The 23,869-nt window shown below is 71.0% G+C and carries 22 protein-coding genes; 14 read left to right on the top strand and 8 right to left on the bottom strand.

All coding sequences use genetic code 11. The annotated features are described in order from the left end of the window. The first annotated feature begins 14 nt into the window (after positions 1-14). Positions 15-857 (top strand): NAD(P)H-binding protein, encoded by an 843-nt coding sequence (locus CRP27_RS10180; protein WP_097180567.1) that lies wholly within the window; start codon positions 15-17, stop codon positions 855-857. 82 nt (positions 858-939) lie between these two features. Here the strand turns inward: CRP27_RS10180 and CRP27_RS10175 are convergent, their stop codons facing one another. The 4 genes from CRP27_RS10175 to pepN all read right to left on the bottom strand — a co-directional run bounded on the left by CRP27_RS10175 (position 940) and on the right by pepN (position 6,760). After that, positions 940-2,430: a chitinase gene (locus tag CRP27_RS10175; protein WP_176505551.1), complete on the bottom strand. Its 1,491-nt coding sequence runs from the start codon at positions 2,428-2,430 to the stop codon at positions 940-942. Positions 2,431-2,568: 138 nt separating this feature from the next. Beyond that, a complete protein-coding gene (locus tag CRP27_RS10170) occupies positions 2,569-2,973 on the bottom strand; it encodes a globin (protein ID WP_097181019.1) in 405 nt (134 codons plus the stop codon). A 65-nt stretch (positions 2,974-3,038) separates the two neighbouring features. Beyond that, positions 3,039-4,103: a mechanosensitive ion channel family protein gene (locus tag CRP27_RS10165; protein WP_097180565.1), complete on the bottom strand. Its 1,065-nt coding sequence runs from the start codon at positions 4,101-4,103 to the stop codon at positions 3,039-3,041. Between the two features lie 77 nt (positions 4,104-4,180). Beyond that, positions 4,181-6,760, bottom strand: coding sequence for an aminopeptidase N (gene pepN / locus CRP27_RS10160; protein ID WP_097180564.1), 2,580 nt, complete (start codon positions 6,758-6,760; stop codon positions 4,181-4,183). Positions 6,761-6,962: 202 nt separating this feature from the next. On the opposite strand from pepN, the gene CRP27_RS10155 reads away from it, so the two are divergent. Next, positions 6,963-7,523, top strand: coding sequence for a disulfide bond formation protein DsbA (locus CRP27_RS10155; protein ID WP_217990734.1), 561 nt, complete (start codon positions 6,963-6,965; stop codon positions 7,521-7,523). Positions 7,524-7,709: 186 nt separating this feature from the next. After that, positions 7,710-8,165, top strand: coding sequence for a hypothetical protein (locus CRP27_RS10150; protein ID WP_097180562.1), 456 nt, complete (start codon positions 7,710-7,712; stop codon positions 8,163-8,165). Positions 8,166-8,174: 9 nt separating this feature from the next. Here CRP27_RS10150 and CRP27_RS10145 read toward each other — a convergent pair whose 3' ends face one another. After that, the gene (locus CRP27_RS10145) at positions 8,175-8,702 is read right to left on the bottom strand and encodes a GNAT family N-acetyltransferase (RefSeq protein WP_097180561.1); all 528 of its coding nucleotides are present in this window, start codon (positions 8,700-8,702) and stop codon (positions 8,175-8,177) included. Between CRP27_RS10145 and CRP27_RS10140 the strand changes: the two genes are divergently transcribed. The 3 genes from CRP27_RS10140 to CRP27_RS10130 are packed head-to-tail and all read left to right on the top strand — an operon-like array spanning position 8,701 to position 10,830. After that, positions 8,701-9,339, top strand: coding sequence for a helix-turn-helix domain-containing protein (locus tag CRP27_RS10140; protein WP_097180560.1), 639 nt, complete (start codon positions 8,701-8,703; stop codon positions 9,337-9,339). The genes CRP27_RS10145 and CRP27_RS10140 overlap by 2 nt on opposite strands. A gap of 45 nt (positions 9,340-9,384) precedes the next feature. Then, positions 9,385-9,873, top strand: a complete 489-nt coding sequence (locus CRP27_RS10135) for a ribose-5-phosphate isomerase (RefSeq protein ID WP_097180559.1) — start codon at positions 9,385-9,387, stop codon at positions 9,871-9,873. Positions 9,874-9,900: 27 nt separating this feature from the next. Continuing rightward, positions 9,901-10,830, top strand: a complete 930-nt coding sequence (locus CRP27_RS10130; protein ID WP_097180558.1) for an Fpg/Nei family DNA glycosylase — start codon at positions 9,901-9,903, stop codon at positions 10,828-10,830. A 9-nt stretch (positions 10,831-10,839) separates the two neighbouring features. Here the strand turns inward: CRP27_RS10130 and CRP27_RS10125 are convergent, their stop codons facing one another. Continuing rightward, entirely contained in the window at positions 10,840-12,333 is a 1,494-nt protein-coding gene (locus CRP27_RS10125) for an amidohydrolase (protein WP_097180557.1), read from the bottom strand. Further along, positions 12,330-12,956: an FMN-binding negative transcriptional regulator gene (locus CRP27_RS10120; protein ID WP_097180556.1), complete on the bottom strand. Its 627-nt coding sequence runs from the start codon at positions 12,954-12,956 to the stop codon at positions 12,330-12,332. The genes CRP27_RS10125 and CRP27_RS10120 overlap by 4 nt, the downstream gene beginning before the upstream one ends. Before the next feature lie 157 nt (positions 12,957-13,113). Here CRP27_RS10120 and CRP27_RS10115 point away from each other — a divergent pair, with 157 nt between their 5' ends. From CRP27_RS10115 to CRP27_RS10085, 7 genes are read left to right on the top strand one after another with little or no spacing between them, the layout of a single operon-like run. Beyond that, a complete protein-coding gene (locus CRP27_RS10115) occupies positions 13,114-14,703 on the top strand; it encodes an ABC transporter substrate-binding protein (RefSeq protein WP_255257535.1) in 1,590 nt (529 codons plus the stop codon). An 8-nt stretch (positions 14,704-14,711) separates the two neighbouring features. Then, a complete protein-coding gene (locus CRP27_RS10110) occupies positions 14,712-16,109 on the top strand; it encodes a M14 family zinc carboxypeptidase (RefSeq protein ID WP_097180555.1) in 1,398 nt (465 codons plus the stop codon). Beyond that, on the top strand, positions 16,109-17,050 hold the full coding sequence (locus CRP27_RS10105) for an ABC transporter permease (RefSeq protein WP_097180554.1): 942 nt from the start codon (positions 16,109-16,111) through the stop codon (positions 17,048-17,050). Before CRP27_RS10110 ends, CRP27_RS10105 begins: the two co-directional genes overlap by 1 nt. Beyond that, entirely contained in the window at positions 17,047-17,937 is an 891-nt protein-coding gene (locus tag CRP27_RS10100) for an ABC transporter permease (RefSeq protein WP_097180553.1), read from the top strand. Before CRP27_RS10105 ends, CRP27_RS10100 begins: the two co-directional genes overlap by 4 nt. 39 nt (positions 17,938-17,976) lie before the next feature. Next, complete coding sequence (locus CRP27_RS10095) at positions 17,977-19,386, top strand: serine hydrolase (protein ID WP_255257534.1); 1,410 nt, start codon at positions 17,977-17,979, stop codon at positions 19,384-19,386. Further along, complete coding sequence (locus tag CRP27_RS10090) at positions 19,383-19,919, top strand: GbsR/MarR family transcriptional regulator (RefSeq protein WP_255257533.1); 537 nt, start codon at positions 19,383-19,385, stop codon at positions 19,917-19,919. The genes CRP27_RS10095 and CRP27_RS10090 overlap by 4 nt, the downstream gene beginning before the upstream one ends. Continuing rightward, positions 19,916-21,568, top strand: a complete 1,653-nt coding sequence (locus CRP27_RS10085) for an ABC transporter ATP-binding protein (protein WP_097180552.1) — start codon at positions 19,916-19,918, stop codon at positions 21,566-21,568. The genes CRP27_RS10090 and CRP27_RS10085 overlap by 4 nt, the downstream gene beginning before the upstream one ends. Before the next feature lie 98 nt (positions 21,569-21,666). Here CRP27_RS10085 and CRP27_RS10080 read toward each other — a convergent pair whose 3' ends face one another. Continuing rightward, positions 21,667-22,245, bottom strand: a complete 579-nt coding sequence (locus CRP27_RS10080) for a hypothetical protein (protein ID WP_141399736.1) — start codon at positions 22,243-22,245, stop codon at positions 21,667-21,669. A gap of 96 nt (positions 22,246-22,341) precedes the next feature. On the opposite strand from CRP27_RS10080, the gene CRP27_RS10075 reads away from it, so the two are divergent. After that, a complete protein-coding gene (locus tag CRP27_RS10075) occupies positions 22,342-23,841 on the top strand; it encodes a sensor histidine kinase (RefSeq protein ID WP_097180550.1) in 1,500 nt (499 codons plus the stop codon). The last annotated feature ends 28 nt before the right edge of the window (positions 23,842-23,869 follow it).

Below are 23,869 nucleotides of genomic sequence, written 5' to 3'. Positions count from 1 at the left end.
GGTTGGCTGGTGGCATGCACGTCTTCCTCACCGGCGCCTCCGGCTACATCGGTTCCTCCGTCCTCCGCGCCCTCGTCGCCCACGGGCACGAGGTCACCGCGCTCGTGCGGACGGACGAGAAAGCGCAGGCGGTCCGCGACGCCGGCGGGCGAGCGCTCGTCGGGGACGTCACCGACACCGACGTCGTCCGCCGCCTCGCGCACGAGGCCGACGCCGTCGTGCACACGGCGTCGGCGCAGGGCGTCGACGAGTCCTTCATCGCCACCGTCCTCGAGGCACTCCACGGCACCCCGAAGCCCTTCGTGCACACCGGTGGGATCTTCACCTTCGGCGACTCGACGGACATCTCCGAGCAGTCGCCCGCCTCGCCGCCGGCGATGACCGCGTGGCGTGGTCCGAACGAGGCGGTCGTCCGCGCCAGCGACGTCCGCACCACGATCGTCGCCCCGGGCATCGTCTACGGGCGTGGCGCCGGCATCCCCGCGATGTTCGTCGGTGACGGCGAGCACGAGGTCCGACTCGTCGGCGACGGCTCGCAGCGGTGGTCGACGGTGCACATCGACGACCTCGGCGAGCTCTACGTCCTCGCGCTCCACCGCGGTGAGCAGGACGGCTACGTCCTCGCGGCGACCGGGGACAACCCGACGGTCCGCGAGATCGCCGAGGCGGGGGCCCACGGCTCGCCGGTGGTCGCCGAGAGCGTCGACGCCAGCCGGGAACGCCTCGGCGCGGTCTCCGCCGACGCCCTGCTCATGCACCAGGAGGCCTCCGGCGCGCATGCGCGCGCCGCCTTCGGGTGGAACCCGACCCGCCCGTCGCTCCTCGACGACCTGGCAGACGGGTCCTACGTCCGCTGACGCGACCGGAAGGCGGACTGGAGGCACGTGGCGGCGCCGCCACGTGCCTCCAGTCCGATGGGGCGTCAGCCCCGGCACATCGCTAGCCGAGCGCGTTCAGCACCGGTCGCACCGCGTTCGCGAACGCGTACCCGTTCGACGCATCCCAGTTGATCGACCAGGTCATCGCGCCGCGGAGGCCGGGGTACTTCGCGGACGGGACGAACGAACCGCAACCGGTGCCCTTCGCGAGGCAGGTCATCGCGTTGTTCACGATGCCCGGTGCGACGTACCCGCTGCCCGCGCCGCTGGTCGACGCCGGGAAGCCGAGTCCGACCTGGTCGGCCCGCAGGCCGCCCTGCAGCGAGGTGCAGGCGAGCGCCGTCGCAAAGTCGACCGATCCCTGTGCGTAGACGCCGCCGTCGCACCCGTTCATCGATCCCGAGTTGTAGTACTGCGTCTGCACGATGGTCAGGACGTCCTTGATGTTCAGTGCGAGCGCGAAGTAGTCCGACGACGTGCTGAGCATGTCGATCGTCTGCGGCGCCATCGTGATGATCATCCCCGGGTGCTTCGCGGCGACCGTGTGCAGTGCCTGCGCCATGTACGTCGGGTTGACGCCGTTCTCGAGGTCGATGTCCACGCCGTCGAACCCGAACGTGTTCATGAGCGAGTCGACGCTGCCGGCGAAGTTCGCGGCCGAGGCGCTGTCGGACACCGAGATCGTGCCGTTCTGCCCGCCGACCGAGACGATCACCTTCTGTCCGCGGGCGTGCACGGTCGCTACGTCCGCCGTGAACTGCGCGTCGGTGTAGCCGCCGAGCTTCGTCGCGAGGCCGGGGTCGACCGAGTAGGACACTGCGCCCGGCTTGGACGGGTCGGCGTTCGCGAAGGCGACCGCGATGAGGTCGTAGCTCGTCGGGACGTCGCTGAGCCTGAGTGCCTTCGCGCCGTTGTCGAAGTCCTGCCAGTACCCGGTGAGGGTGTGCTTCGGGAGCTGCGCGGCCGCGCCCGTCCCGGTGCCGGGTGTCGGCGTGGGCGTGGGCGTGGGTGTCGGCGTGGGTGTGGCCGACGCGGTCGGCGTCGGCGTGGGCGTCGCTGTCCCTCCGGCACCGGCCGGCCCGGTCAGCGAGACGTCGTCGGCGAAGTACGCTCCCTGGCCGTACCACCCGTGGACGTACACCGTGGCGCTCTTCTGCGACGCGCCCGTGGTGAACGTGGTGGACAGCTGGTGGTAGCCCGAGCTCGAGGTCCACGTGCTCGCACCGGAGACGCTCTCGCCGAGGTAGACGTAGCTGCCCGAGACCCAGCCGGACAGCGTGTACGAAGTGCTCGGCAGCACGGCGATCGTCTGCGAGCACTGCGCGGTGTCCGACGAGGACGGCGTGCCCGACACTGCCTTCGCACCGGAGTGGACCGGCGTGGAGACGACGGATGCGCCGGAGCACACCCAGCCGCTCGTGGTGCCCGTCTCGAACCCCGGGTTCGACACGAGGTTGCCACTCGCCGCGTCAGCGGTGTGCGGCAGGAGGACGGCCGCGGCGAGCAGGGCGACCCCTGCTCCGACGGCGGCGAGTTTCGGAACGACCTGCATGGTTCTCCTCATGAGGCGTCGCGGCCCTCGGGAGTGGGCGCCGTGCCCGGACCACACCATTCCGCAAGGACGTTGCGGAATGGTGTGGGGAGGTTATGACCAGTGGGAGCCGACCGTCAAGGGATCAGTGCTCGGACGTCAGTCGAACGTGTTCGTCATCGCGTGCGCGGCGCGGTCGAGGTAGGCCCAGAGCTCGGCCTCGTCGAGCGGTGCGAGCCCGAGCGACTCGACGGCGTCGCGCATGTGGTGGAGCCAGCGCTCCCGTGCTTCGGAGGTGATGCGGAACGGCATGTGGCGCATCCGCAGGCGTGGGTGACCGCGTTCCTCGCTGTACGTGCCGGGGCCGCCCCAGTACTGCTGGAGGAACGCGGAGAGGCGCCAGATCGCGCCCTCGAGGTCGTCGGCCGGGTACATCGGCCAGATGACCTCGTCCTGCTGGACGCCCTCGTAGAAGCGCCGCACGAGTCGTTCGAAGGTGGGTGCGCCACCGATGCGGTCGTAGAGCGAGCCGGTCGCCGAGACGCCGTGTTCGCCGACGCGCAAGGTGATCGGCTGCGCCGGGGTGGGGGCCGGGGCCGCGGGCGTTGGTTCTGCGGGGGTCGGTTCGGTCACTTCGGGTCCCTCCCGGCGTCGGGCTCATCGGTCCGGATCGCCTGACCGAGGATGTTCTTGCGGCCGCGCCGGGGCTTCGTCGGCGCGGGCGTCGGCTGCGTCCGCACGGTGCGGAGGCCGTTGATCGAGGTGGCGTTCTCCCAGCCCGCAGGCATGATCATCGCCATCGCCGGCAGGGTCACACCGAGCTCGTCGACGGCGTGCTTCAGCCGGATGCGGAGCTCGCGGCCGACGACGTCGAGCTCCGAGGCCCGGGTCTTCACGACGAGACGGAACACCATGCCAGCGTCGGTGATGGACTGCAGGCCCCAGATCTCCGGCTTCTCGACGATGCGCTGGCGCCACCGGGGCTCCTGCGACATCGTGACCGCTGCCTTGAGCAGGGCGTCCTGCACGGCGTCGATGTCGGTGTCGTACGGCACCGTGATGTCGACGAGGACGCGCGACCAGCCCTGGGACAGGTTTCCGACGCGCAGGATCTGCCCGTTCGGCACGAACCACAGGATGCCGTTCACGTCGCGGATCTGCATGACGCGCAGCCCGACGTTCTCCACGACGCCCGTGGCCTGCCCGGTGTCGACGACGTCGCCGACGCCGGCCTGGTCCTCGAGGATCATGAAGACGCCGGACAGCAGGTCCTTCACGATGCTCTGCGCGCCGACGGCCAGACCGGCGGCGACGAGTGAGGCGCCGCCGACGATGCCGACGGCCGCGTTCGGGATCGTGACCGGGATGATGATCGCGAGCGCGATCACGACGACGATCACCGTGGCCAGGTTCTCGAGCACGCTCCCGAGGGTGCGGGTGCGCTGCACGACCCGGGCGGTCTGCACGGGGGAGGCGATGAGCGCCTGGGTGTCGGTCGCGCCCTGGCGCTTCTTGACGCCGTTCACGACCCGGTCGACGATCCCCTTGATCGAGTGCCGGAGGATGAGTCGGACGATGATCGCCGCGATGATCGTGATGACGATCGTGATCGGGACGTGCCAGGTGCCGACGAACTCCGTGAACGCGTTCGAGATGAGTTTCGATGTGTCTTCGGTCGTTGCAGCCAAGGTCATGATCCGCCCGATGCTAAAGGGCGGGGCCTCGGCGTTCCATGGGGAACGCCGAGACCCCGCCGATGGTCACGCGATGCTCAGGCGTCCGCCGCCTGCACCCGGAGGGCACGCTCGGTGCCAGCCAGGCCCTCGGACACGATGCGCCGCAGCGCCGGGGTCTCCGGGTGCTGCTCGAGCCACGCCACCGCCGCGTCACGCAGCTCGGCCGACGCGAGCGGCGCCGGGTAGAGGCCTGTGACGATGGTGTCGGCGATGTGGTAGCTGCGCTCGGCCCAGATGCGCGTGAGCACCTCGAAGTACTTCGGCACGAGGCCCTCGAGCACGACCGGGCTGTTCACGTGCTGGTACCCGACCGTGGTCTGCCGGACGATCGCGTTCGGCAGCTCGGACGAGTCGACGAGCGACGAGAACGCGGCGAGCTTGCCCTCGGCGGTCGGGATCGTCGCCCGGGCACGCGCGGCGGCCTGCTCACCCGACGCGGTCTTGTCCGCGGCGAGTTCGGCGTCGATCTCGGCGCCCGACGCAGCGCCCGCGAGCACGAGGCCCTCGAGCAGCTCCCAGCGCAGGTCGGTGTCGATCTCCAGGTCGTTCAGCGTGACCGAGCCGTCGCGCAGCCCGCTCAGGGTGGCGACGTGCTCCGGTGTCGAGGCGATCTGCGCGAAGAACTTCACGAACTGGAACTGTGCGTCGGAACCGGCTTCGGCGCTCGACGCGAGGTTCCAGAGCGTGTCCCCGACCGTGCGGACGGTCGCGTCGACCTTGGCCGGCGCGACGTAGTTGCGGGTCGTCAGGAGCAGCTGCGACAGCGTCGTGCGGATCGTCGTCGACTCGGTCTCGGTCGCGATGTTGCCGAGGACGAGCCGGACGTAGTCGCTCGCGGGCGACTCGGCGTCACGCGTGGCGTCCCACATCGCGCCCCAGACGATGGAGCGGGCGAGCGGGTTCGCGATCGAGGCGAGGTGCTCGATCGCGGTGCGGCGGGACTGCTCGTCGAGACGGATCTTGGCGTACGCCAGGTCGTCGTCGTTGAGGAGCACGAGGTCGCCACGGTGGACGCCGACGAGCTCGGGGACATCGGTGCGGGCACCGTCGACGTCGATCTCGACGCGGTGTGCGCGCTCGAGCTTGCCGCCGGCCGACGCGGTGTCGGCGCCGAACGGTGCGTCGGCGTCCTGCGCGAACGCGTAGACGCCGATCGCCAGGCGGTGCGGGCGGAGCGTCGGGTAGTCCGCCGGCGCTTCCTGCAGGACGGCAAACGACGTGATGACGCCGGACTCGTCGACCTCGATCTCCGGGCGGAGCGTGTTCACCCCGGCGGTCTCGAGCCAGAGCTTCGACCACTCGGAGAGGTCACGGCCGCTCGTCGCCTCGAGCTCGACGAGCAGGTCGCGGAGCTCGGTGTTCGAGTGGTGGTGCTTCTTGAAGTACGCCGAGACGCCCGCGAAGAACGCGTCGATGCCGACCCACGCCACGAGCTGCTTGAGGACCGAGCCGCCCTTCGCGTAGGTGATGCCGTCGAAGTTGACCTGCACGTCCTCGAGGTCGTTGATCGTCGCGACGATCGGGTGCGTCGAGGGGAGCTGGTCCTGGCGGTAGGCCCAGGACTTCTCCATCGCCTGGAACGTCGTCCACGCCTCGGTCCACTCGGTGGCCTCGGCCGTCGCGATGGTGGACGCCCACTCCGCGAAGGACTCGTTGAGCCACAGGTCGTTCCACCACTTCATGGTGACGAGGTCGCCGAACCACATGTGCGCGAGCTCGTGCAGGATCGTGACGACCCGGCGCTCCTTGATCGCGTCGGTGACCTTCGACCGGAACACGTACGTCTCGGTGAAGGTGACCGCGCCGGCGTTCTCCATCGCACCCGCGTTGAACTCCGGGACGAACAGCTGGTCGTACTTCTCGAACGGGTACGCGACGTCGAACTTCTCCTCGTAGTAGGCGAAGCCCTTCTTCGTGATGTCGAACACGTACTCGGGGTCGAGGTACTCGGCGAGCGACTTGCGCGCGAAGACGCCGAGGGGGATCGTGCGGCCGTCACGGCTGGTCAGTTCGTCGCGGACGACCTCGTACGGGCCGGCGACGAGCGCGGTGATGTAGCTGGAGATCTTCGCCGTCGGCGCGAACGCCCACGTGGCGATCTCGCCGTCGACGTCGGGCTCGGGCGTCGGGGAGTTCGACACGACCTGCCACCGCGACGGCGCCGTCACGGTGAAGGTGAACTCGGCCTTGAGGTCGGGCTGCTCGAACACCGCGAACATGCGGCGCGAGTCGGGCACCTCGAACTGGGAGTACAGGTAGACCTCGTCGTCGACCGGGTCGACGAAGCGGTGCAGGCCCTCGCCCGTGTTCGTGTACAGCGCGTCGGCGACGACGACGAGCTCGTTCTGCTCCTGCAGGCCGTCGAGCTGGATGCGCACGCCGTCGTTCACGGCGGCGACGTCGAGCGCGGTGCCGTTCAGGGTGATCGAGTGCACGGTCTTCGTGATCGCGTCGATGAACGTCGACGCACCCGGCGTGGCCGTGAACCGGACGCGCGTGGTGCTGCCGAACGTCTCGGCGCCACGCGTCAGGTCGAGCTCGACGTCGTACGTCTGCACGTCGACGATCGCGGCACGTTCCTGGGCTTCGATTCGGGTGAGGTTCTCTCCGGGCACGGACGCTCCATCTTCGCTGCGGACGCGGACGATCGGTGTCCGCGTGGGGGAGTCCCGGCACGGCGTCGTGCACCGGCGGGACGGTCGACTCCAGCCTAGCGAGCACGCGTACAGTCGCATCGTGACCGAGACGACTGTGGACAAGACGACCGAACGCACCGCCGTGGAGTTCTGGTTCGACCCGAACTGCCCCTGGGCCTGGATGACGAGCCGCTGGGTCGGTGAGGTCGCGCGGCACCGTGACCTCGACGTCACGTGGAAGGTGATGAGCCTGTTCGTCCTCAACGAGGACCAGGACATCCCCGACGAGTACCGCGAGCGCATCAACAAGGGGCAGCTGTACCCGCGCATCGTCACGGCGGCGCGGCTCCGTGTCGGCCAGGACATCGTGAAGCCGCTCTACGACGCCCTCGGCGAGCACATCCACCACCGCCAGGAGCAGGACCCCGAGCAGGTCGTCCCCGCCGTGCTCGCCGAGCTCGGCCTCGACGCCGACCTGCTCGAGTACGCCTGGACGGACGAGGTCGACCAGGCTGTGCGTGTCAGCCACCAGGACGGCATCGACCGCGTCGGGCAAGACGTCGGCACCCCCGTGATCGCCGTCGAGGGCACCGCGTTCTTCGGCCCCGTGATCTCCCCGGCCCCGAAGGGCCAGGAAGCGCTCGACCTGTGGGACGGCGTCGTCGCCGTCGCGAAGGTCCCCGCCTTCTTCGAGCTGAAGCGGTCCCGCACCGTCGGCCCGATCTTCGACACCACCGCCTGAGACAGCGTTCGCTGTCGGACTGGAGGCACGGTGCGGGCTGGCACCGCGCCTCCAGTCCGACATCCGCGCCCCGTCCCGAACACCGCGCCCCGTTCAGCGGGGGCGCAGTGTTCGGTGCGGGGCGCGATCGCGGCCACCTGCCGGGTTTCCCGAGATCGCTCCCCACGAAGAACCAGAGGACGCGCGATGAACGAACTGACGTACCGCTTCCTCGCGGCGGTGTCCGACGGCCTCGGGGACGACCTCTACGGCTGGCACACCGGAATCGCGTACCGAACCCGTGAGTCAGAGGACCAAGTGGAAGGCCGCGTGCTCGGGTACGTTCGTCAACTGCTGACGGCCGACCTCATCGGTCTTGGTTCGATCGAGGCGGATGAGCAAGGGCACGGGGTGTGGACCGACTGGCGGGGGAGCGTCGACGAGCTGCTCTCGCGAGCAGCAGCACGCTACGGCCGCTCGGACACCGTGTGGAACCTCTACGCCACCTCGACTGGGCGCGGTCGCCGCATGTTCGATTCGGAGGCGGCTCGGCGCGAAGCGGCGGGAGTCGACCCGTGGGAGCACGGAGGACAGGTGTTCCGGGACATCTGGGACGCCGACGGCAACGTCATCGAGCCGCACGGGGACGAGATCGTCGTCTGACGCCGCGCGTCAGACCAACGGCAGCCGCATCAGCGTCAGGTCGAGCCACCGGTCGAACTTCCGCCCGACCTCCGGCACCACGGCCACCGTCGTGAACCCGAGCCGCTCGTGCAGCGCGATCGACCCCGCGTTGGTGCTGCAGATCCCGGCGATCATCACGTGCCGCCCCTCGGCCGTCGCACGCTCGACGAGGGCGCCCATCAGGGTCGTGGCGACGCCCTTGCCGCGGAACTCCTCGACGACGTAGACACTGTGCTCGACGGTCAGCCGGTACCCCTGGTGCGGCCGCCACTGCGAGTACGTGGCGTACCCGGCGACGCGCCCGTCGACCTCGGCCACGATGACCGGGTACCCGTCGGCGCGACGCTCGGCGAGCCAGCCGTCGAAGTACGAGCGCGGGTGCGGTTCCTCCTGCCAGATGGCGGTGGAGTGCAGGACGGCGTCGACGTGCAGCGCGTGCACGATGTCGAGGTCGCGCGGTTCGCAGTCACGGACGGTGACCGGCCCGCCCGCATTCGTCGCATATGCTGTCGCCATGTCTCAGATCGTAGACGACGTGGAGCCGGAAGCGGAAACTGGAGAGCACCCCGACGACGCCGACCAGCGACGACTCGGCGAGCGCCTGCAGCGCCTCCGCACCGAGCGGAAGTGGAGCCTCACCGAGCTCGCGGAGGAGTCCGGCGTCTCCCGCGCCATGATCAACCGCGTCGAGCGCGGGGTGTCCAGCCCGACGGCGACGATCCTCGGCCGACTGTCGGGAGCGTTCGGGCTCACGATCTCACAGCTCCTCGACGAGGCGCTCGACCACGAGGTGCCGCGCGGGGCCGATCCCGACGAGGCGCGCGGCGTCCAGCGCGGGGTGACCGCCGACTCCTGGACCGATCCCGACACCGGGTACCGGCGCCGTCCCGTCTCGAGTGCGGCGTTCCCCGCGGACGTCACCGAGGTGCGCCTCCCGGCCGGCCGCGAAGTGGCCTACCCGGCGTCCGCGTACGCGTTCCTGCGGCACTGCATCTGGGTGGTCGACGGCGTGCTCGAGGTCGTCGTCGGCGGCGAGCCGACGCGGCTCTCCGTGGGGGACCGGATCGAGCTCGGCGAGCCCGCCGACGTCGTCTACCGCAACCCCGGCGACGAGGCCGTGCGGTACGTCGTCGTCGTGGTCCGGGGTCAGTGACGCGAGCGTCCGGACCGGGTCCCGCGCGGGAATAGGATCGGTTCCATGCGCATCCACCTCGGAACGGACCACGCCGGCCTCGAGTTCAACAAGACCCTCGCGACGCACCTCACCGAAGCAGGACACGAGGTGGTGGACCACGGTCCGACCGAGTACGACGCGCTCGACGACTACCCCTCGTTCTGCATCAACGCCGCCCACGCCGTCGTGGTGGACCAGCGCGCGGGCGTCGAGGCCCTCGGTGTCGTGTTCGGCGGTTCCGGCAACGGGGAGCAGATCGCGGCGAACAAGGTCGAGGGCATCCGTGCAGCGCTGGTGTGGAACGAGTCGACCGCGCTCCTCGCTCGGCAGCACAACGACGCCAACGTCATCTCGATCGGCGCCCGCCAGCACACCGAGGAAGAAGCGATCCGCTTCGTGGACCTCTTCATCGCCGAGCCGTTCTCGGGCGAGGAGCGCCACGCCCGCCGCATCGCCCAGCTCGCCGAGTACGAGACGACGGGGCACATCGCCGGCAAGCAGGTCGACCAGTAGGTCAGCGGTACCGAGTAGACAAGAGCAATGCCCGAGGGTCACTCCGTCCACCGCATCGCCAACCAGTTCTCCCGGCACTTCGTCGGCAAGCGCTGCGAGGTGTCCAGCCCGCAGGGGCGCTTCGCCGCTGGGGCTGCACAGCTCGACGGCAGGACGATGATCGCCGCGCGCGCGGTCGCGAAGCAGATGTTCCTCGAGTTCGAGGGGGACCTGTTCCTCCGCGTGCACCTCGGCCTGTACGGGGCGTGGGACTTCGCGGGCGACCTCTCGACCGCCACCGCCCTGTCGTCCGACGCCGACGGTGAGGAGTCCCTGACCTCGATCGGGGCACCGCGGCTCGCCCGGTACCGGATGGCCGAGCAGGAGAAGGTCGAGGACCCGATCGAGTCCTTCCCGCCGGACCCCGTCGGCCAGGTGCGCGTGCGGATCCTCACCGAGGACACCGTCGCCGACCTCCGCGGGCCGACCGCCTGCGTCGTGGAGACCCCGGCCGAGGTGCAGCAGGCGCTCGACAAGCTCGGCCCTGATCCGATCAACGACGACGGACCGGAAGCCGAGAAGACCTTCGTCGACAACGTCCGGAAGCGCAACGTCGCGATCGGCCAGCTGCTCATGGACCAGTCGGTGGTGGCCGGGATCGGCAACATCTACCGCGCCGAACTGCTGTTCCGGCAGCGCATCGACCCGTACAAGCCGGGCAAGAAGATCACCGTGAAGCAGGCGAAGGCGCTGTGGGCGGACTGGTCGAAGCTCCTGCACGACGGCGTCCGCGACGGCCTGATGCTCACCATGGACGGCCTGTCCGAGGCAGAGCTGAAGAAGGCGAAGCGCTCCCGGAAGGACCGGCACTGGGTGTACCACCGCGAAGGGGAGCCCTGCCGGGTCTGCGGCACGGAGATCCGGATGGCGGACATGGCGGGCCGCAAGCTCTACTGGTGCCCGAAGGACCAGAAGTAGCGGCGGACCTCACACCTCTCGGTGGGTGAACCGCCCCTCGACCGCGGTCGCGAGCACCCGCATCGACCGCAGCGCCGCCGACGACACCGAGGACGCGAGCGGGTCGTCCGCCACCAGCACGAGGTCCGCGACGTCCCCGACCGCCACACCGACCCGTCCGTCGGTCGACCCGCGCCACGCCGACAGCGCCGAGAGCCGCTCGGCAGGGTGCCAGGCGGGACGGCCGTCCCGGTCACGTCCCACTGCCGCTGCCAGCGACACCCACGGGTCGAGTGGCGCCACGGGGGCGTCCGACCCGAGCAGCAGCCGGGCTCCGGCCCGGTCGAGCGACGCGAACGCGAACGCCCGGTCGGTGCGACCCGCCCAGTAGCGGTCGACGATGTCCCGGTCGTCCATCGCGTGCTCGGGCTGCACGGACGCCGCGACGCCGAGCCGCGCGAACCGTTCGACGTCGTCGTCGGCCAGCAGCTGCGCGTGCTCGATCGTGCCGCGGGTGCCGACCGCCTCGAACACGTCGAGGGCGAGGGTGTTCGCCCGGTCGCCGATCGCGTGGATCGCCGGCACGAGCCCGGCGTCGACCGCGCGGCGGACCATCGGGACGACCTCGTCGAGGGGCCAGGTGAGCACGCCGTGTCCACCGAGCTCGCCGTACGCGTCGACGACCGCTGCGGTGCGCGTGCCGAGGGACCCGTCGGTGATCACCTTGAACGGCCCCATGGTGAGGAGCCCGTGGGTCCCCGGAACGACGTCGCCGGTGCGGAGCCCGCGTGCGAGCACGGCGTCGAGCTCGATCGGGTAGACGCCGGACGACACCCGGAGTCCGTCGGTGCCGGCGTGGATCCGCCGGGCCCACCGGTCGAGGCCGAACCGCATCTCCAGGTCGACGATCCGTGTGAGTCCACGGGCGCTCGCCGCCTCGACCGCGTCGGCGACGTAGCCGTCGAGCACGTCGTCCGGCACCAGGGAGAGTGCGCCGGTCACGTCGAAGGCGTCCTGCTCGCGCAGGACGCCGTCCTCGCCGGCGACCAGCGGCCGCCCGACGAGTTCCGAGAAGTGCGCGAGGGCCGCGGTGTTGCACCAGACGGCGTGCAGGTCGCCGCTGATGACGACGGCCGGGAGGCGCGGTGCGGCCTGGTCGAGCAGCGCACGGCGGGCGGGGCGGGGCCACATCCCGTCGCGGTAGCCGTGCCCGATGAGCACGCGGTCGGTGACGCCGGTGCGCGCGACCTCGGCGAGGAGGTCGGCGGTCGCCTCGGCGGAGTCGCAGCCGGAGACGTCGACGCGTCGGCGGACGAGGGCCCACTGGTCGAAGTGGACGTGGTGGTCGACGAGGCCGGGCGCGAGCCACGCGCCGGCTGCCTCGAGCACGTCGGTGTCGGGGCCGGCCGCGTCCAGCGTGCCGGTCGGCGCGATCTCGGTGACGCGACCGTCGACGATGCGGACGTCGGCAGGGGCTCCGGAGGTGCCCACCCGCCGGACGGTGCGCAGCAGGACCTCCGTCACCGTGCCTCCAGACCGTGTGTTCGTTCCATCTCGTCGGCGAGGGCCGGCGACGCGTAGGGGCCGTCCCCGCGGAGGCCCGCGATGATCCGGTCCACCACCTCGGGTGCCTTGTTCTGCGAGAGCTTCGCGCGGGCGTCGAACCGGGTGACCCGGATGCGGATGCCGACGGTGCCCTTCGCCATCCTGCGGGCGGTCTCCTCGTCGACCTGCAACGACACGGGCGACGGCATGACCCGTTCGAAGTGGTCGACGAGCTCGCCGAGGACCCGGAAGTTCTCGTCGTCGGACAGGATCTCGGGGGTGCCCCAGCAGTGCGCGGTGACGTGGTTCCAGGTCGGCACGAACTGCTCCGGCGGGTACCAGGCGGGGGAGACGTAGCCGTGCGGGCCCTGGAACACGACGAGGACCTCGTGCTGCCCGAGTTCGTGGGCGACCTCGTCGGGCCGGCCGACGTGGGAGACCAGGACGAGCTCGTCGTCGTGCCCAGCTTCGAGCAGGAACGGGTAGTGCGACGCCACGAGCCCGGAGTCGGTGTGCGACACGATCGTGGCCCACGGGTGGGCGTCGATGAGCCGCTTCACCTCGTCGACGTCCGTCATCAGGAAGTGCGGTGTGTGTCGCATGGTCCGAGCGTGGCACACCCGGTCCGTCGAGCGCGACGGCCGGCGTTTCCCGAGTGTTTCAGATCGGTAAAAGTTTCAGAGTTCATTGAAAGAAGCATTGCCTCGGAGGCTCCGACGGGCCTAGCTTCACTCTCCAACGACGACCCGAGGAGACTTCATGCGACGCAGGACGATCGCCGCGCTGGCAGCGACCACCGTGGTGCTCATGGCCGCCGGCTGTTCGGCGAGCGGCACCGCCGACCAGCCGGGCGGATCGGGCGGGAGCCTGGTCTACGCCACCGGCGAGCCCGACCACCTCACCCCGGGGCGTCAGACCGTCGCGTTCGACCAGGTGCAGAGCCTGTTCGCGCCGCTGACGGAGACCGACTCGAAGGGCACGCTGCACGACGTCGCCGCGAAGAGCGTCGAGTCGAGCGACAACGTCACGTGGACGATCACGCTCCGTGACGGGTGGAAGTTCCAGAACGGCGAGACCGTCACGCCGGAGAGCTACGTCAAGGCGTGGAACCACACCGCGTACGGCCCGAACGCCTGGGAGAACAGCGGCCAGCTCGCGTCGATCGTCGGGTACGCGGACCTGAACCCGACGAAGGGGACGCCGAAGACCAAGGAGATGTCCGGCCTGAAGGTCACCGGCGACGACACCTTCACGGTCACGCTCACCCACGCCGACAGCCAGTTCCCACTCCAGCTCAGCCAGGCTCAGACCGCGTTCTACCCGATGCCCGAGGCCGCGTACGAGGACCTCACGGCGTACGACAAGAAGCCGATCGGCAACGGCCCGTACGAGATGACGGCCGCGTGGAAGGCGAACCAGGAGTTCACCGTCACCGCGTGGAAGGGCTACGAGGGCACGAAGCCCGCGACGAAGGACGTCACCTTCCGCAGCTACTCCGACATGAACACGGCCTACACCGACGTCCTCGCCGGCAACGCCGACGTGCTGTTCCTGCCCGCCGACAAGATGACCAGCGCGAAGGGCGACTTCGGCGACAAGCTGCACTCGTTCGACGCCCCCGGCATCGACTACATCGGCTTCCCGCTCTGGGACGAGCGCTACTCGAACGCCGACGTCCGCCGCGCGATCTCGATGTCGATCAACCGCAAGCAGGTGAACAAGGCGATCTACGGCGGTCTGTACGAGCCCGCGACCGCACTCACCCCGCCGTCGATGTCCGGCACGCAGGAGGGCATCTGCGGTGACGCCTGCGAGTTCGACCCGGCAGCGGCGAAGCAGCTCCTCGCGAAGGCCGGCGGGTTCGACGGCACGATCACCCTCGTCTACCCGGGCGGCAACGGCCTCGACTCGCTGTACCAGGCGTACGCGAACCAGATCCGGCAGAACCTCGGGGTCGACGCCGAGGCGAAGGCCACCACCGACTGGGCCTCGTACTACTCCGAACTGACGGACAAGAAGATCGAGGGGCCGCACTTCGGCCACTGGGGCGCGCTGTACATCAGCCAGCAGAACACCCTCCGGGCCCTGTTCACCACGGCCGGCGGCTGCGCACCCTGCACCGGGTACTACCAGTCCGACGAGGTCGACTCGCTGCTCGCGAAGGCCGACTCCGCCGGGTCGCAGGCCGAGGCGAACGAGTACTACGCGCAGACCCAAAAGGCCGTCCTGCAGGACTTCCCGGTCGTCCCGACCTTCTTCGACAAGTACTCGTACGTGACGAGCGACAAGATCGCCTCGCTCCCGGCCGTCGCCGGCAGCCCCGTCGTCTCGCAGATCACCGTCAAGTAGGGCACCACATGGACACCGACGCCGTCCTCCGCCTCGTCGCCGAGGTCCCCGACCACGACGGCTTCCCGCTCGTCGACGACCTGCACGCCCGGTTCGACGCGCTCGCCGCGGCCCACCCGGAGCAGGTCACGGTCACCCGGATCGGCACCAGCCGGCTCGGCGAACCGCTCCACTCCTACCGGGTCGGGTCCGGGTCGCACGCCGCCGTCATCGTCGGCGGCGTGCACCCGAACGAACCGATCGGCTCGTGGACGGCGCTGCACCTGGCGACGTGGGCGGCCGAGGGCGGATCGGCGGAGCTCGACGTCACGTGGCACATCGTCCCGACGATCGACCCGGACGGCATGCGGCTCAACGAGGCCTGGTTCCACGACCCGCACGACCGGGTGTCCTACTCGCGGCACTTCCACCGTCCGGCCCCGGACAGCCAGGTGGAGTGGACGTTCCCGAACGCGTACAAGTCGGTGTACTTCGACCAGGTGCTGCCGGAGACGCTCGCGTTCATGCGGCTCATCGACGACACCGAGCCGGACCTGCTCGTCAGCCTGCACAACGGCGAGATGGGCGGCGTCTACTACTACCTGTCCGAGGACCTCCCCGACGTGATCGACACCCTGCACGCCGTGCCCGCGGCGCTCGGGCTGCCGCTCGACACCGGAGAGCCCGAGTCGCCGTACCTGCGGGAGCTCGCGCCGGCGGTGTTCGCGATGGACGGCATCGAGACGGCGTACGAGTACCTCGAGGGTCTGGGCGTCGACCCCGGGGAGCACATCCACGGGGCGTCGAGCGCGGCGTGGGCGATGCGGCACGGTGCGCTGTGCATGGTCGCCGAGCTGCCGTACTGGAGTCACCCGGACGCCGACGACCAGACCCCGACGGCGGAGTCCTACGCGGACCTCCTCCGCCGGTGCGCGGACGAGCTCGGGGCCTCCGGCACGGAGCTGCAGGCGATCCTCGACGAGGCGTCGCCGATGCTCACCATCGAGACGCCGTTCCTCGAGGGCTCCCGGGCGTTCATCCCGATGCTCACCGCCACCCCGGCGACCGACCACGCCCGCGCCGACCGGGAACCCGCCGACCGGATGGCCACCGTCGCCGAACGATTCGGGTGCGAGGACCTCGTCCGCTGCTTCCGCCTGCGCTACGGCGGGATGCTGCTCCGCGCGCTCGAGGCGGAGACGACGGCCGGCACGGCGCCGGCGCCGGTCCGGCGGCTGCGCGACCGCCTGGCCGAGCGGTACGCGACCTGGCAGGCGGACGCGGCCACTGGAGCCGAACCGATCCCGATCCGCAAACTGGTGGGGGTGCAGTTCGGGGCGATCCTCGCCTGCGCGAGCCACGTGGCGGGCGCGAGCGGCGCCTCCAGTCCGTCACTGGTCACCACGAGTCGGCCGGGAGGCGCGTGATGCGTCCGGCGCTCGCCGTCGGCAGGCGGGTCGGCGGCCTGGTCGTCGTCTTCCTCGGCGTGACCTTCCTCATCTACGCGATGACGTTCGCGCTGCCGGGGGACCCGATCAGGGCGCTCGGCGGGGACCGGCCGCTCAGCGACTCGGTCGTCCGGGCGCTGCGGGCGGAGTACCACCTCGACCAGCCGCTCTGGCTGCAGTACGTGCAGTACGTCGGCGGGCTCTTCCGCGGCGACTTCGGCACGGACTTCAGCGGGCAGTCCGTCGGGGAGCAGATGGCCTCGCGCTGGCCGGTCACGATCACCCTGGCGCTCACCGCGTGGGCGCTCGAGATCGTGCTCGGCATCGGGCTCGGCGTCGTCTCGGCGCTCCGCCGCGGGACCGTCCTCGACAAGACCGTGCTCGTCGGCACCATCGTCGTCGGGGCGATCCCGGTGTTCGTGCTCGGCGTGGCCCTGCAGCTCGTGTTCTCCGTGCGCCTGCACTGGTTCCCCGTGGCCGGCGTGACGGCGGGCTGGCCGGAGGCGTACGTGCTGCCGGCGTTCGTCATCGCGCTGTTCGGGCTGGCCGCGGTGTCCCGGCTCACCCGGACGTCGATGATCGAGACGCTCGACGCCGACTTCGTCCGGACCGCCAGGGCGAAGGGCCTGACGCCGGGACGGATCGTGGGCGTGCACGTGATGCGGAACTCACTCATCCCGACGGCGACGTACCTGGCGACGGACCTCGGCTACCTGATGGGCGGCACGGTGATCATCGAGGGCATCTTCAACCTGCCCGGCGTCGGCAACCTGCTGTTCCAGGGGATCCGGTCGCACGAGGGCGCGGTCGTCGTCGGCATCTCCACCGCCCTCATCCTGGTGTTCCTCGTCACGAGCGTGCTCGTCGACCTGCTGCACGCCGCCCTCGACCCGCGCGTTCGGACGGGAGCCTCCGCATGACCACCTCCGCCATCGGCGCCACCGTCGAACCGTCCGTCGTCACGAAGCGCCGCCCGCTGCGCGCCGCGGTCCGGAAGCCGGGCTTCTGGCTGCCGGCCGGGGTGCTCGTCGTCGTGCTGCTCATCGCGGTGTTCCCGTCGTTCTTCGCGGGCTTCTTCGGCCACGGGGACCCCCGCGTGTGCCAGCTCGGCCGGAGCGGGGCGTCCCCGACCGCCGGGCACCCGTTCGGATACGACCTGCAGGGCTGCGACGTGTACGCCAACGTGGTCTACGGCACCCGGTCGTCGATCGCCGTCGCACTGCTCACCACCGTGCTCGCGGGCGTCGTCGCCGTGGTCGTCGGGACCGTCGCGGGCATGGTCGGCGGCTGGGTCGACGCCGTGCTCGCCCGGCTCACCGACGTGTTCCTCGGCTTCCCGTTCCTGCTCGGCGCCGTCGTCGTGCTGAACAGCGTGGGGGAGCGCTCGGTGCTGACCGTGTCGCTCGTGCTCGCCCTGTTCGGCTGGCCGACGATGGCGCGGCTCGTCCGCTCGAGCGTGCGGAGCGTCCGGAACGCCGAGTTCGTGCTGGCCGCCCGCACGATGGGGCTGTCCACGTGGCGGATCACCACGCGGTACGTGCTGCCGTCGTCGATCTCGCCGCTGCTCGTCCTCGCCACCATCACGGTCGGCGGGGTCATCGTGTCGGAGTCGACGCTGACGTACCTCGGCATCGGGTTGGAGAGCCCGGCGATCTCCTGGGGACTGCAGCTCTCCGCCGCCACGTCGCAGTTCCTCCGGGCACCGCACGTGCTCATCGCACCCGCGGTGTTCCTCGCCGTGACGGTGCTGTCCGTCATCGCACTCGGGGACACGCTCCGCGCGGCGCTCGACCCACGACGGCGCTGACGCGCCAGACTCGAACCACCGCCCCTCGAAAGGACCACCGTGACCGACACCCTCGCCGCCTACCGGAAGACCCTGCCGTACATCCACGACTGGGTGTCGTACAAGGTCTGGCAACTCCGGGTCCCCGGCGTCCAGGTCGCGATCGGGTACGGCGGCGAGGTCCTGTTCGACGAGGCCTGGGGCTACGCCGACGTCGAGGCCGGCCGCCGACTGACCACCACGGACCTGTTCCGCATCGCCTCGCACTCGAAGACCTTCACCGCGACCGCGCTCCTGCAGCTCGCCGAGCGCGGGTCGCTCCGTCTCGACGACACCGTCGGCACCTACGTCCCGGCGCTCGTCGAGGGCGGGTCCCCGCTCGCCGACGCCACGATCCGCGAGCTCATGGAGATGGGCGCCGGGGTCATCCGGGACGGCCACGACGGGGACTACTGGTCCCTGCTCCGCCCGTTCCCGGACGAGCAGGAACTCCTCGCGCTCGTCCTCGACCGCGGGCAGAAGGTCCCCACGGGGTCGTCGTTCAACTACTCGAACCTCGGCTACTCGCTGCTCGGGCTCGTCATCGCCGCCGTCTCCGGGCAGTCCTACAACGACTTCGTCCGCGAGTCGATCACCGAGCCGCTCGGCCTGCGGAACACCGGTCCGGACTGGGACCCGACGCGCGCCGACGACTTCGTGGTCGGCTACACCGGCTTCCACACCGCCAGGTCCCGGCAGCGGATCGACCACGTCGACACCCGCGCGATGGCCGCGGCGACGGGGTTCCACGGCACCGCGTCCGACCTCGTCCGGTACTTCTCGCAGCACGTCATCGGCCAGGGCACCCTGCTCGACGACCACTCGAAGCGGCTCGCCCAGCGCAAGGCGTGGAGCGCCACCGACGACCCGGCGGCCCGCGGCTACGGCGCCGGGTTCATCGTCGACCGGATCGGTGGACGCGAGGTCCGCGGTCACTCCGGCGGCTTCCCGGGGCACATCACGCAGTCGCTGTTCGACCCGGCGTCCGGGCTCGTCGTCTCGGTGCTGACGAGCGCGGCAGCCGGCCCCGCGACGCTCATCGCCACCGCGATCATCACCCTGCTCGACGCCGCGGCCGACGCCGACGCCCCCGGGACCCCGGTGCCGGACGACGTCGACACCGACACGTTCACCGGCCGCTTCGCGAACCCCTGGGGCGTCAGCGACATCGCGCGCCTCGGCGACCGGCTCGTCGAGCTCGACCCCTCCGCACCGGCGCCGCTCGAGACGCCGACCCGGCTCAAGGTGGTCGACGCGGACACCCTCCGGATGACGCACGGGAACCGGTTCGGGTCCATCGACGAGGACATCACCTACGAGCGCGACGCCGACGGCTCCGTCCGCCGGATCCGCGCCGGCGGCGGCATGACCGAGGAACCCTGGGCGATCCCGTCCGAGTCGCCCGAGGTGGCGGCGGGGCTGGCACCGTGAGCGCCGACGACGTCGTCCTCGAACCCGAGCGTCAGGCGTTCGTCGAGGAGTTCGCCCTCATGCTCAACGACGGCGCGGGCATGCCCCTCACCGACGCCCGGGTGCTCGGCTACCTCATGATGACCCGCGCGCCGCACTCGTCCTCCGCCGACCTGCAGGCAGCACTCGGCGCCAGCTCGGGCTCGGTCTCGATGGCCACCCGCCGGCTCGTCGACTCCGGGTTCGTGAAGCGGCACATCGTCCCCGGTGAGCGCAGCCACTACTTCCGCGCCGAGGCGGACGTCTGGGGTTCGTGGCTGGCGAGCGAGCGGAAGTACCTCGACCGGCAGCGCGACATCATCGGCCGCGGACTCACCGTCGTCGAGGCGGCCGGACGCACCGGCACGGGCGACGTCGACGCCGAGGTCCGTGAGCGCCTGCTCAACGGCCGCGACTACATGCAGTGGCTGCAGGGCTACCACCGCAAGATGCTCGAGGAGTGGGAGGCCTTCAAGGCCGCCCGCGACGACACCGGCCGATCGGAGACCCCATGAGCGACGTCCTGACCGTCGAGCACCTCACCGTCACGTTCGACGTCGACGGGGACGAGGTCCGCGCGGTCGACGACGCCTCGTTCACGGTCGCGGCCGGCGAGGTCGTCGCGGTCGTCGGGGAGTCCGGCTCCGGCAAGAGCATGACGGCGATGACCGCGATGGGCATCGCCCCCGATGGCGCCCGTGCCTCCGGAAGCATCCGGCTCGGCGACCTCGAGGTCCTCGGCGCCGACGAGCGCACCCTCCGAGCCGTCCGGGGCCGCCGCGTCTCGATGATCTTCCAGGACCCGTCCGCCGCCCTGAACCCCGTGTTCACCGTCGGGTTCCAGCTCGCCGAGGCCGTCCGCCGGGCCGACGCCGCCGCCGACCGGTCCACCGTGCGCGAGCGCTCGCTCGAGCTCCTGCGCGCCGTGGAGGTCCCCGAGCCCGAGCGCCGACTCGGCCAGTACCCGCACGAGCTCTCCGGTGGGCAGTGCCAGCGCGTGATGATCGCGATGGCGCTCGCCGCCGACCCCGACCTCCTCATCGCCGACGAGCCGACGACCGCCCTCGACGTCACCGTCCAGGCCGAGGTCCTCGACGTCCTCCGCGCCCTCCGCGAGCGCACCGGCACCGCGATCCTGCTCATCACGCACGACATGGGCGTCGTCGCCGACATCGCGGACCGCGTGGTCGTCATGCGCCGGGGGCGCGTCGTGGAGACCAGCACCGCCGGCGCGGTCTTCGCCGCCCCGGCAGCGGACTACACACGCGAACTGCTGGCTGCGGTCCCACGCATGGGGACGAGCGTCGGACTGGAGGAGCGGGTCGGCTCCGCCACGGAGGCACCGTCGGCCGTCCTGGACGTCCGGCACCTCGTGGTCGAGTACGGCGGAGCGCTCCGCGGCCGCTTCCGCGCGGTCGACGACGTGTCGTTCCGCGTCGGTCGCGGCGAGATCGTCGGCCTGGTGGGGGAGTCCGGCAGCGGCAAGACGACCATCGGCCGCGCCGCCATCGGCCTGGCGCCGATCACGTCCGGGTCGGTCGTCGTCGAGGGCACCGACGTGGCGGTCGCCCGGCGCGCAGCCCGTCGGGAGATGCGACGGCACGTCGGCGTGGTCTTCCAGAACCCGCTGCGCTCCCTGAACCCGCGCTACACGGTCGGGCAGACCGTGGCCGAACCGCTCCGCCAGATCCTCCGCCTGCCCGCGGCCGAGGTGGAGTCCCGCGTCGATCGGCTCCTCGAGGACGTCGGGCTCGACGGCGGCTTCCGGGAGCGGTACCCGCACGAACTCTCGGGCGGCCAGCGGCAGCGCGTCGCGATCGCCCGCGCCGTGGCACTCGACCCGGCGCTGCTCATCGCGGACGAACCGACGAGCGCGCTCGACGTCTCGGTCCAGGCGCGGGTGCTCGACGTGTTCCGGGAGCTCCAGGAGCGCCTGGGCTTCGCGTGCCTGTTCGTCACGCACGACCTCGCCGTGGTCGACACCCTGTGCGACCGGGTCGTGGTGCTGCACGGCGGACGCGTCGTCGAGGAGGGCACTTGCGACGCCATCCTCCGCGATCCCCAGGACCCCTACACGCGGCGACTGATCCAGGCCGCCCCGGTGCCGGACCCCGTGGAGCAGGCGGAGCGCCGCTCCGCCCGCCTGGCCTCCCTGTCGTCCTGACCCCGGCCCCGAAGTGGGCCATCGAGTGAGCAGAAATCGTCGGGTTCGGGCGACCGACTCGACGATTCCTGCGCACTCGACGATCGCCGGAGAACGGGTCAGCGGACCTCGGCGGAGTCCCAGAGGCGGCCGGCTCCCGCGCCGAGCGTGCGCAGGAGGGGGACCGCGACGAGGACCACGGCGGCGAGGTACGCAACGGCCTGGAGCAGGCCCGGGATCGCGTACACGACGACCAGGAACTCCTGCGACGTCGACAGCGGCGGGACGGTCTGGGTCAGCAGACCGACCACGAACCAGAGTGCGGCAGCGACGGTGACGATCCACCCGAGGGTCCGCTGCGCGCCGTGAGCTGTCCAGACGGTGAGCAGCCCGAAGGCGACGAGTGCAGCCTGGGCGACGAAGTACAGCGCGGAGCCGACCGGGCCCGGGACTCCCCACGCGAGCGCGAACGCGAGCACGGAGACCGCGATCGCGAGGGCACGGCGGTCGCGTGCCCGGACGGCCGGGACGAGCACGACGAGGCCAGCGAGACCGCCGATCACCGTGGCCGCGAGCAGTACCGACTGCGGCAGACCGAACGCGAACGGCAGGCTCCCGACCAGCCCCCGCACGCCGAAGACCAGTGCCGCGACCGTGGCCGCCGCCGAGACCACCCGAACCCCCGTGATGTCCTGCATGCCCTGCAGGGTACGCGGGCACGGGGGATAACCCCACCTCGGGTTCGGGAGGGGGCAGGATGGGGGGACGAGCCCGGAATCGCGAGGCTTGACGTCATGACCGACACCGCCCGCCTCGACCAGGCCGAGACCGTCCCCCTGAACGACTCCGTGCCACCAGGAGCCACCGAACCGATGCCGACGCAGCCGAACCAGCACGACCACACGCCGGCGGGGCGGCCCCCGGCGTCGTGGAGCGCGACGCCTCCCGTCAGCGGCGGCGGCTCGGGGTCCGGTTCCGGCATGACGGCTGGTGCGTTCTACGGCGAGGCCTGGAAGCGCCTGCCGCGCGACTTCGGGTACATGGCGCTGACGGCGGTGCTGCTCTGCACGCTGTACTTCGCGTTCCCCGCGGCGATCTTCGGCGGCGGCTCGCAGGACCTGTTCAACCCGTTCACGCTGCTGATGTTCTTCATCGCCCTGTTCGTCGCGCGGTGGCTCGGCCAGTTCGAGCGGCTCCGCATCGGGTGGGCCGACGGGCGTCCGATCCGCCCGGTCGACTGGACGCCCCGCTGGCAGCAGAACTGGTGGACCCGCACGGGTTCGGCCGTCGCCAACCCGCACTACTGGCTGTACCTGCTGCACGCTGCGGTGGTCTACCCGCTCGTGGCCGTCGTCACCGTCGGATCCGGCGCCCTCCTCCTGGTCGGTTTCGGCTGGCCGATCGTCGTCGGCGGCATCGCGTTCGTCAACCGCCTCGACGCGGGGTACTTCGACGGGCTCGACAGCACGTCCGTCGTCGCCATCGGTCTGCTCGGGCTCCTGTCGATGGCTGCCTCGGTCGCGCTCTTCCCGCTCTGGGCGCGCGGCTCCGTCATCGCGCACTACTGGGTGGACTTCGGCCTGCTCGGCGGCTTCCGTGCGGAGCAGCTCGAGCAGCGCGTCGCCGGACTGCAGGCCTCCCGTGCCGGGGCCGTGACCGCCGAGGGCCAGGCGCTCCGGCAGATCGAGCGCGACCTGCACGACGGTCCGCAGCAGCGCCTCGTCCGGCTCCGCATGGACCTCTCCGCCGCCGAGCGTGCGTTCGACAAGGACCCGGTGAAGGCGAAGCAGCTCATCGGCGAGGCGTCGGAGCACGCCAAGGACGCCCTCGACGAACTCCGTGCCCTGTCCCGCGGCTTCGCGCCGCCGATCCTGCTCGACCGCGGGCTCGTCGCCGCCCTCGAGGCACTCGTCGCCCGCACGCCGATCCCGGTGGGCCTCGACGTCCGCCTGCCCGAGGGGCTCGAGCTCGCCACGGAGATCCAGCGCAACGTGTACTTCACGGTGAGCGAGCTCCTCACGAACACGACGAAGCACGCCGGCGCCTCGACCGCCGGGGTCTACCTCGGCCTCGTGGTGGACGCCTCGGGTCTCTGGTACCTCACGCTCAGCGTCACGGACGACGGCCGCGGCGGTGCCCGCCCGCAGGAGGGCCACGGCATCGAGGGGCTCATGGGGCGGATGCGCGCCCTCGACGGTGAGCTCACGGTGTCCAGCCCCGAGGGCGGCCCGACCGAGGCCACCGCACGGATCCCGCTCGGTGCGCTGAACGGGGTGCCCACGGCGCGCGCCTGACACCACGGGAGCGCCACCGCTCCCACTA

It is taken from the genome of Curtobacterium sp. 314Chir4.1, from assembly GCF_900215175.1.
Lineage (GTDB): Bacteria > Actinomycetota > Actinomycetes > Actinomycetales > Microbacteriaceae > Curtobacterium > Curtobacterium pusillum_A.
Note: the sequence above shows the minus strand (reverse complement) of the source record. Positions and strands in the feature narration are given on the sequence as shown.

Excerpts from the sequence above, each read along its gene's own strand:
- CRP27_RS10180 (WP_097180567.1), top strand. The coding sequence starts at position 15 with ATGCACGTCTTCCTCACCGGCGCCTCCGGCTACATCGGTTCCTCCGTC.
- CRP27_RS10175 (WP_176505551.1), bottom strand. The coding sequence starts at position 2,430 with ATGCAGGTCGTTCCGAAACTCGCCGCCGTCGGAGCAGGGGTCGCCCTG.
- CRP27_RS10165 (WP_097180565.1), bottom strand. The coding sequence starts at position 4,103 with ATGACCTTGGCTGCAACGACCGAAGACACATCGAAACTCATCTCGAAC.
- CRP27_RS10155 (WP_217990734.1), top strand. The coding sequence starts at position 6,963 with ATGACGAGCCGCTGGGTCGGTGAGGTCGCGCGGCACCGTGACCTCGAC.
- CRP27_RS10150 (WP_097180562.1), top strand. The coding sequence starts at position 7,710 with ATGAACGAACTGACGTACCGCTTCCTCGCGGCGGTGTCCGACGGCCTC.
- CRP27_RS10140 (WP_097180560.1), top strand. The coding sequence starts at position 8,701 with ATGTCTCAGATCGTAGACGACGTGGAGCCGGAAGCGGAAACTGGAGAG.
- CRP27_RS10145 (WP_097180561.1), bottom strand. The coding sequence starts at position 8,702 with ATGGCGACAGCATATGCGACGAATGCGGGCGGGCCGGTCACCGTCCGT.
- CRP27_RS10135 (WP_097180559.1), top strand. The coding sequence starts at position 9,385 with ATGCGCATCCACCTCGGAACGGACCACGCCGGCCTCGAGTTCAACAAG.
- CRP27_RS10130 (WP_097180558.1), top strand. The coding sequence starts at position 9,901 with ATGCCCGAGGGTCACTCCGTCCACCGCATCGCCAACCAGTTCTCCCGG.
- CRP27_RS10120 (WP_097180556.1), bottom strand. The coding sequence starts at position 12,956 with ATGCGACACACACCGCACTTCCTGATGACGGACGTCGACGAGGTGAAG.
- CRP27_RS10115 (WP_255257535.1), top strand. The coding sequence starts at position 13,114 with ATGCGACGCAGGACGATCGCCGCGCTGGCAGCGACCACCGTGGTGCTC.
- CRP27_RS10110 (WP_097180555.1), top strand. The coding sequence starts at position 14,712 with ATGGACACCGACGCCGTCCTCCGCCTCGTCGCCGAGGTCCCCGACCAC.
- CRP27_RS10105 (WP_097180554.1), top strand. The coding sequence starts at position 16,109 with ATGCGTCCGGCGCTCGCCGTCGGCAGGCGGGTCGGCGGCCTGGTCGTC.
- CRP27_RS10100 (WP_097180553.1), top strand. The coding sequence starts at position 17,047 with ATGACCACCTCCGCCATCGGCGCCACCGTCGAACCGTCCGTCGTCACG.
- CRP27_RS10085 (WP_097180552.1), top strand. The coding sequence starts at position 19,916 with ATGAGCGACGTCCTGACCGTCGAGCACCTCACCGTCACGTTCGACGTC.
- CRP27_RS10080 (WP_141399736.1), bottom strand. The coding sequence starts at position 22,245 with ATGCAGGACATCACGGGGGTTCGGGTGGTCTCGGCGGCGGCCACGGTC.
- CRP27_RS10075 (WP_097180550.1), top strand. The coding sequence starts at position 22,342 with ATGACCGACACCGCCCGCCTCGACCAGGCCGAGACCGTCCCCCTGAAC.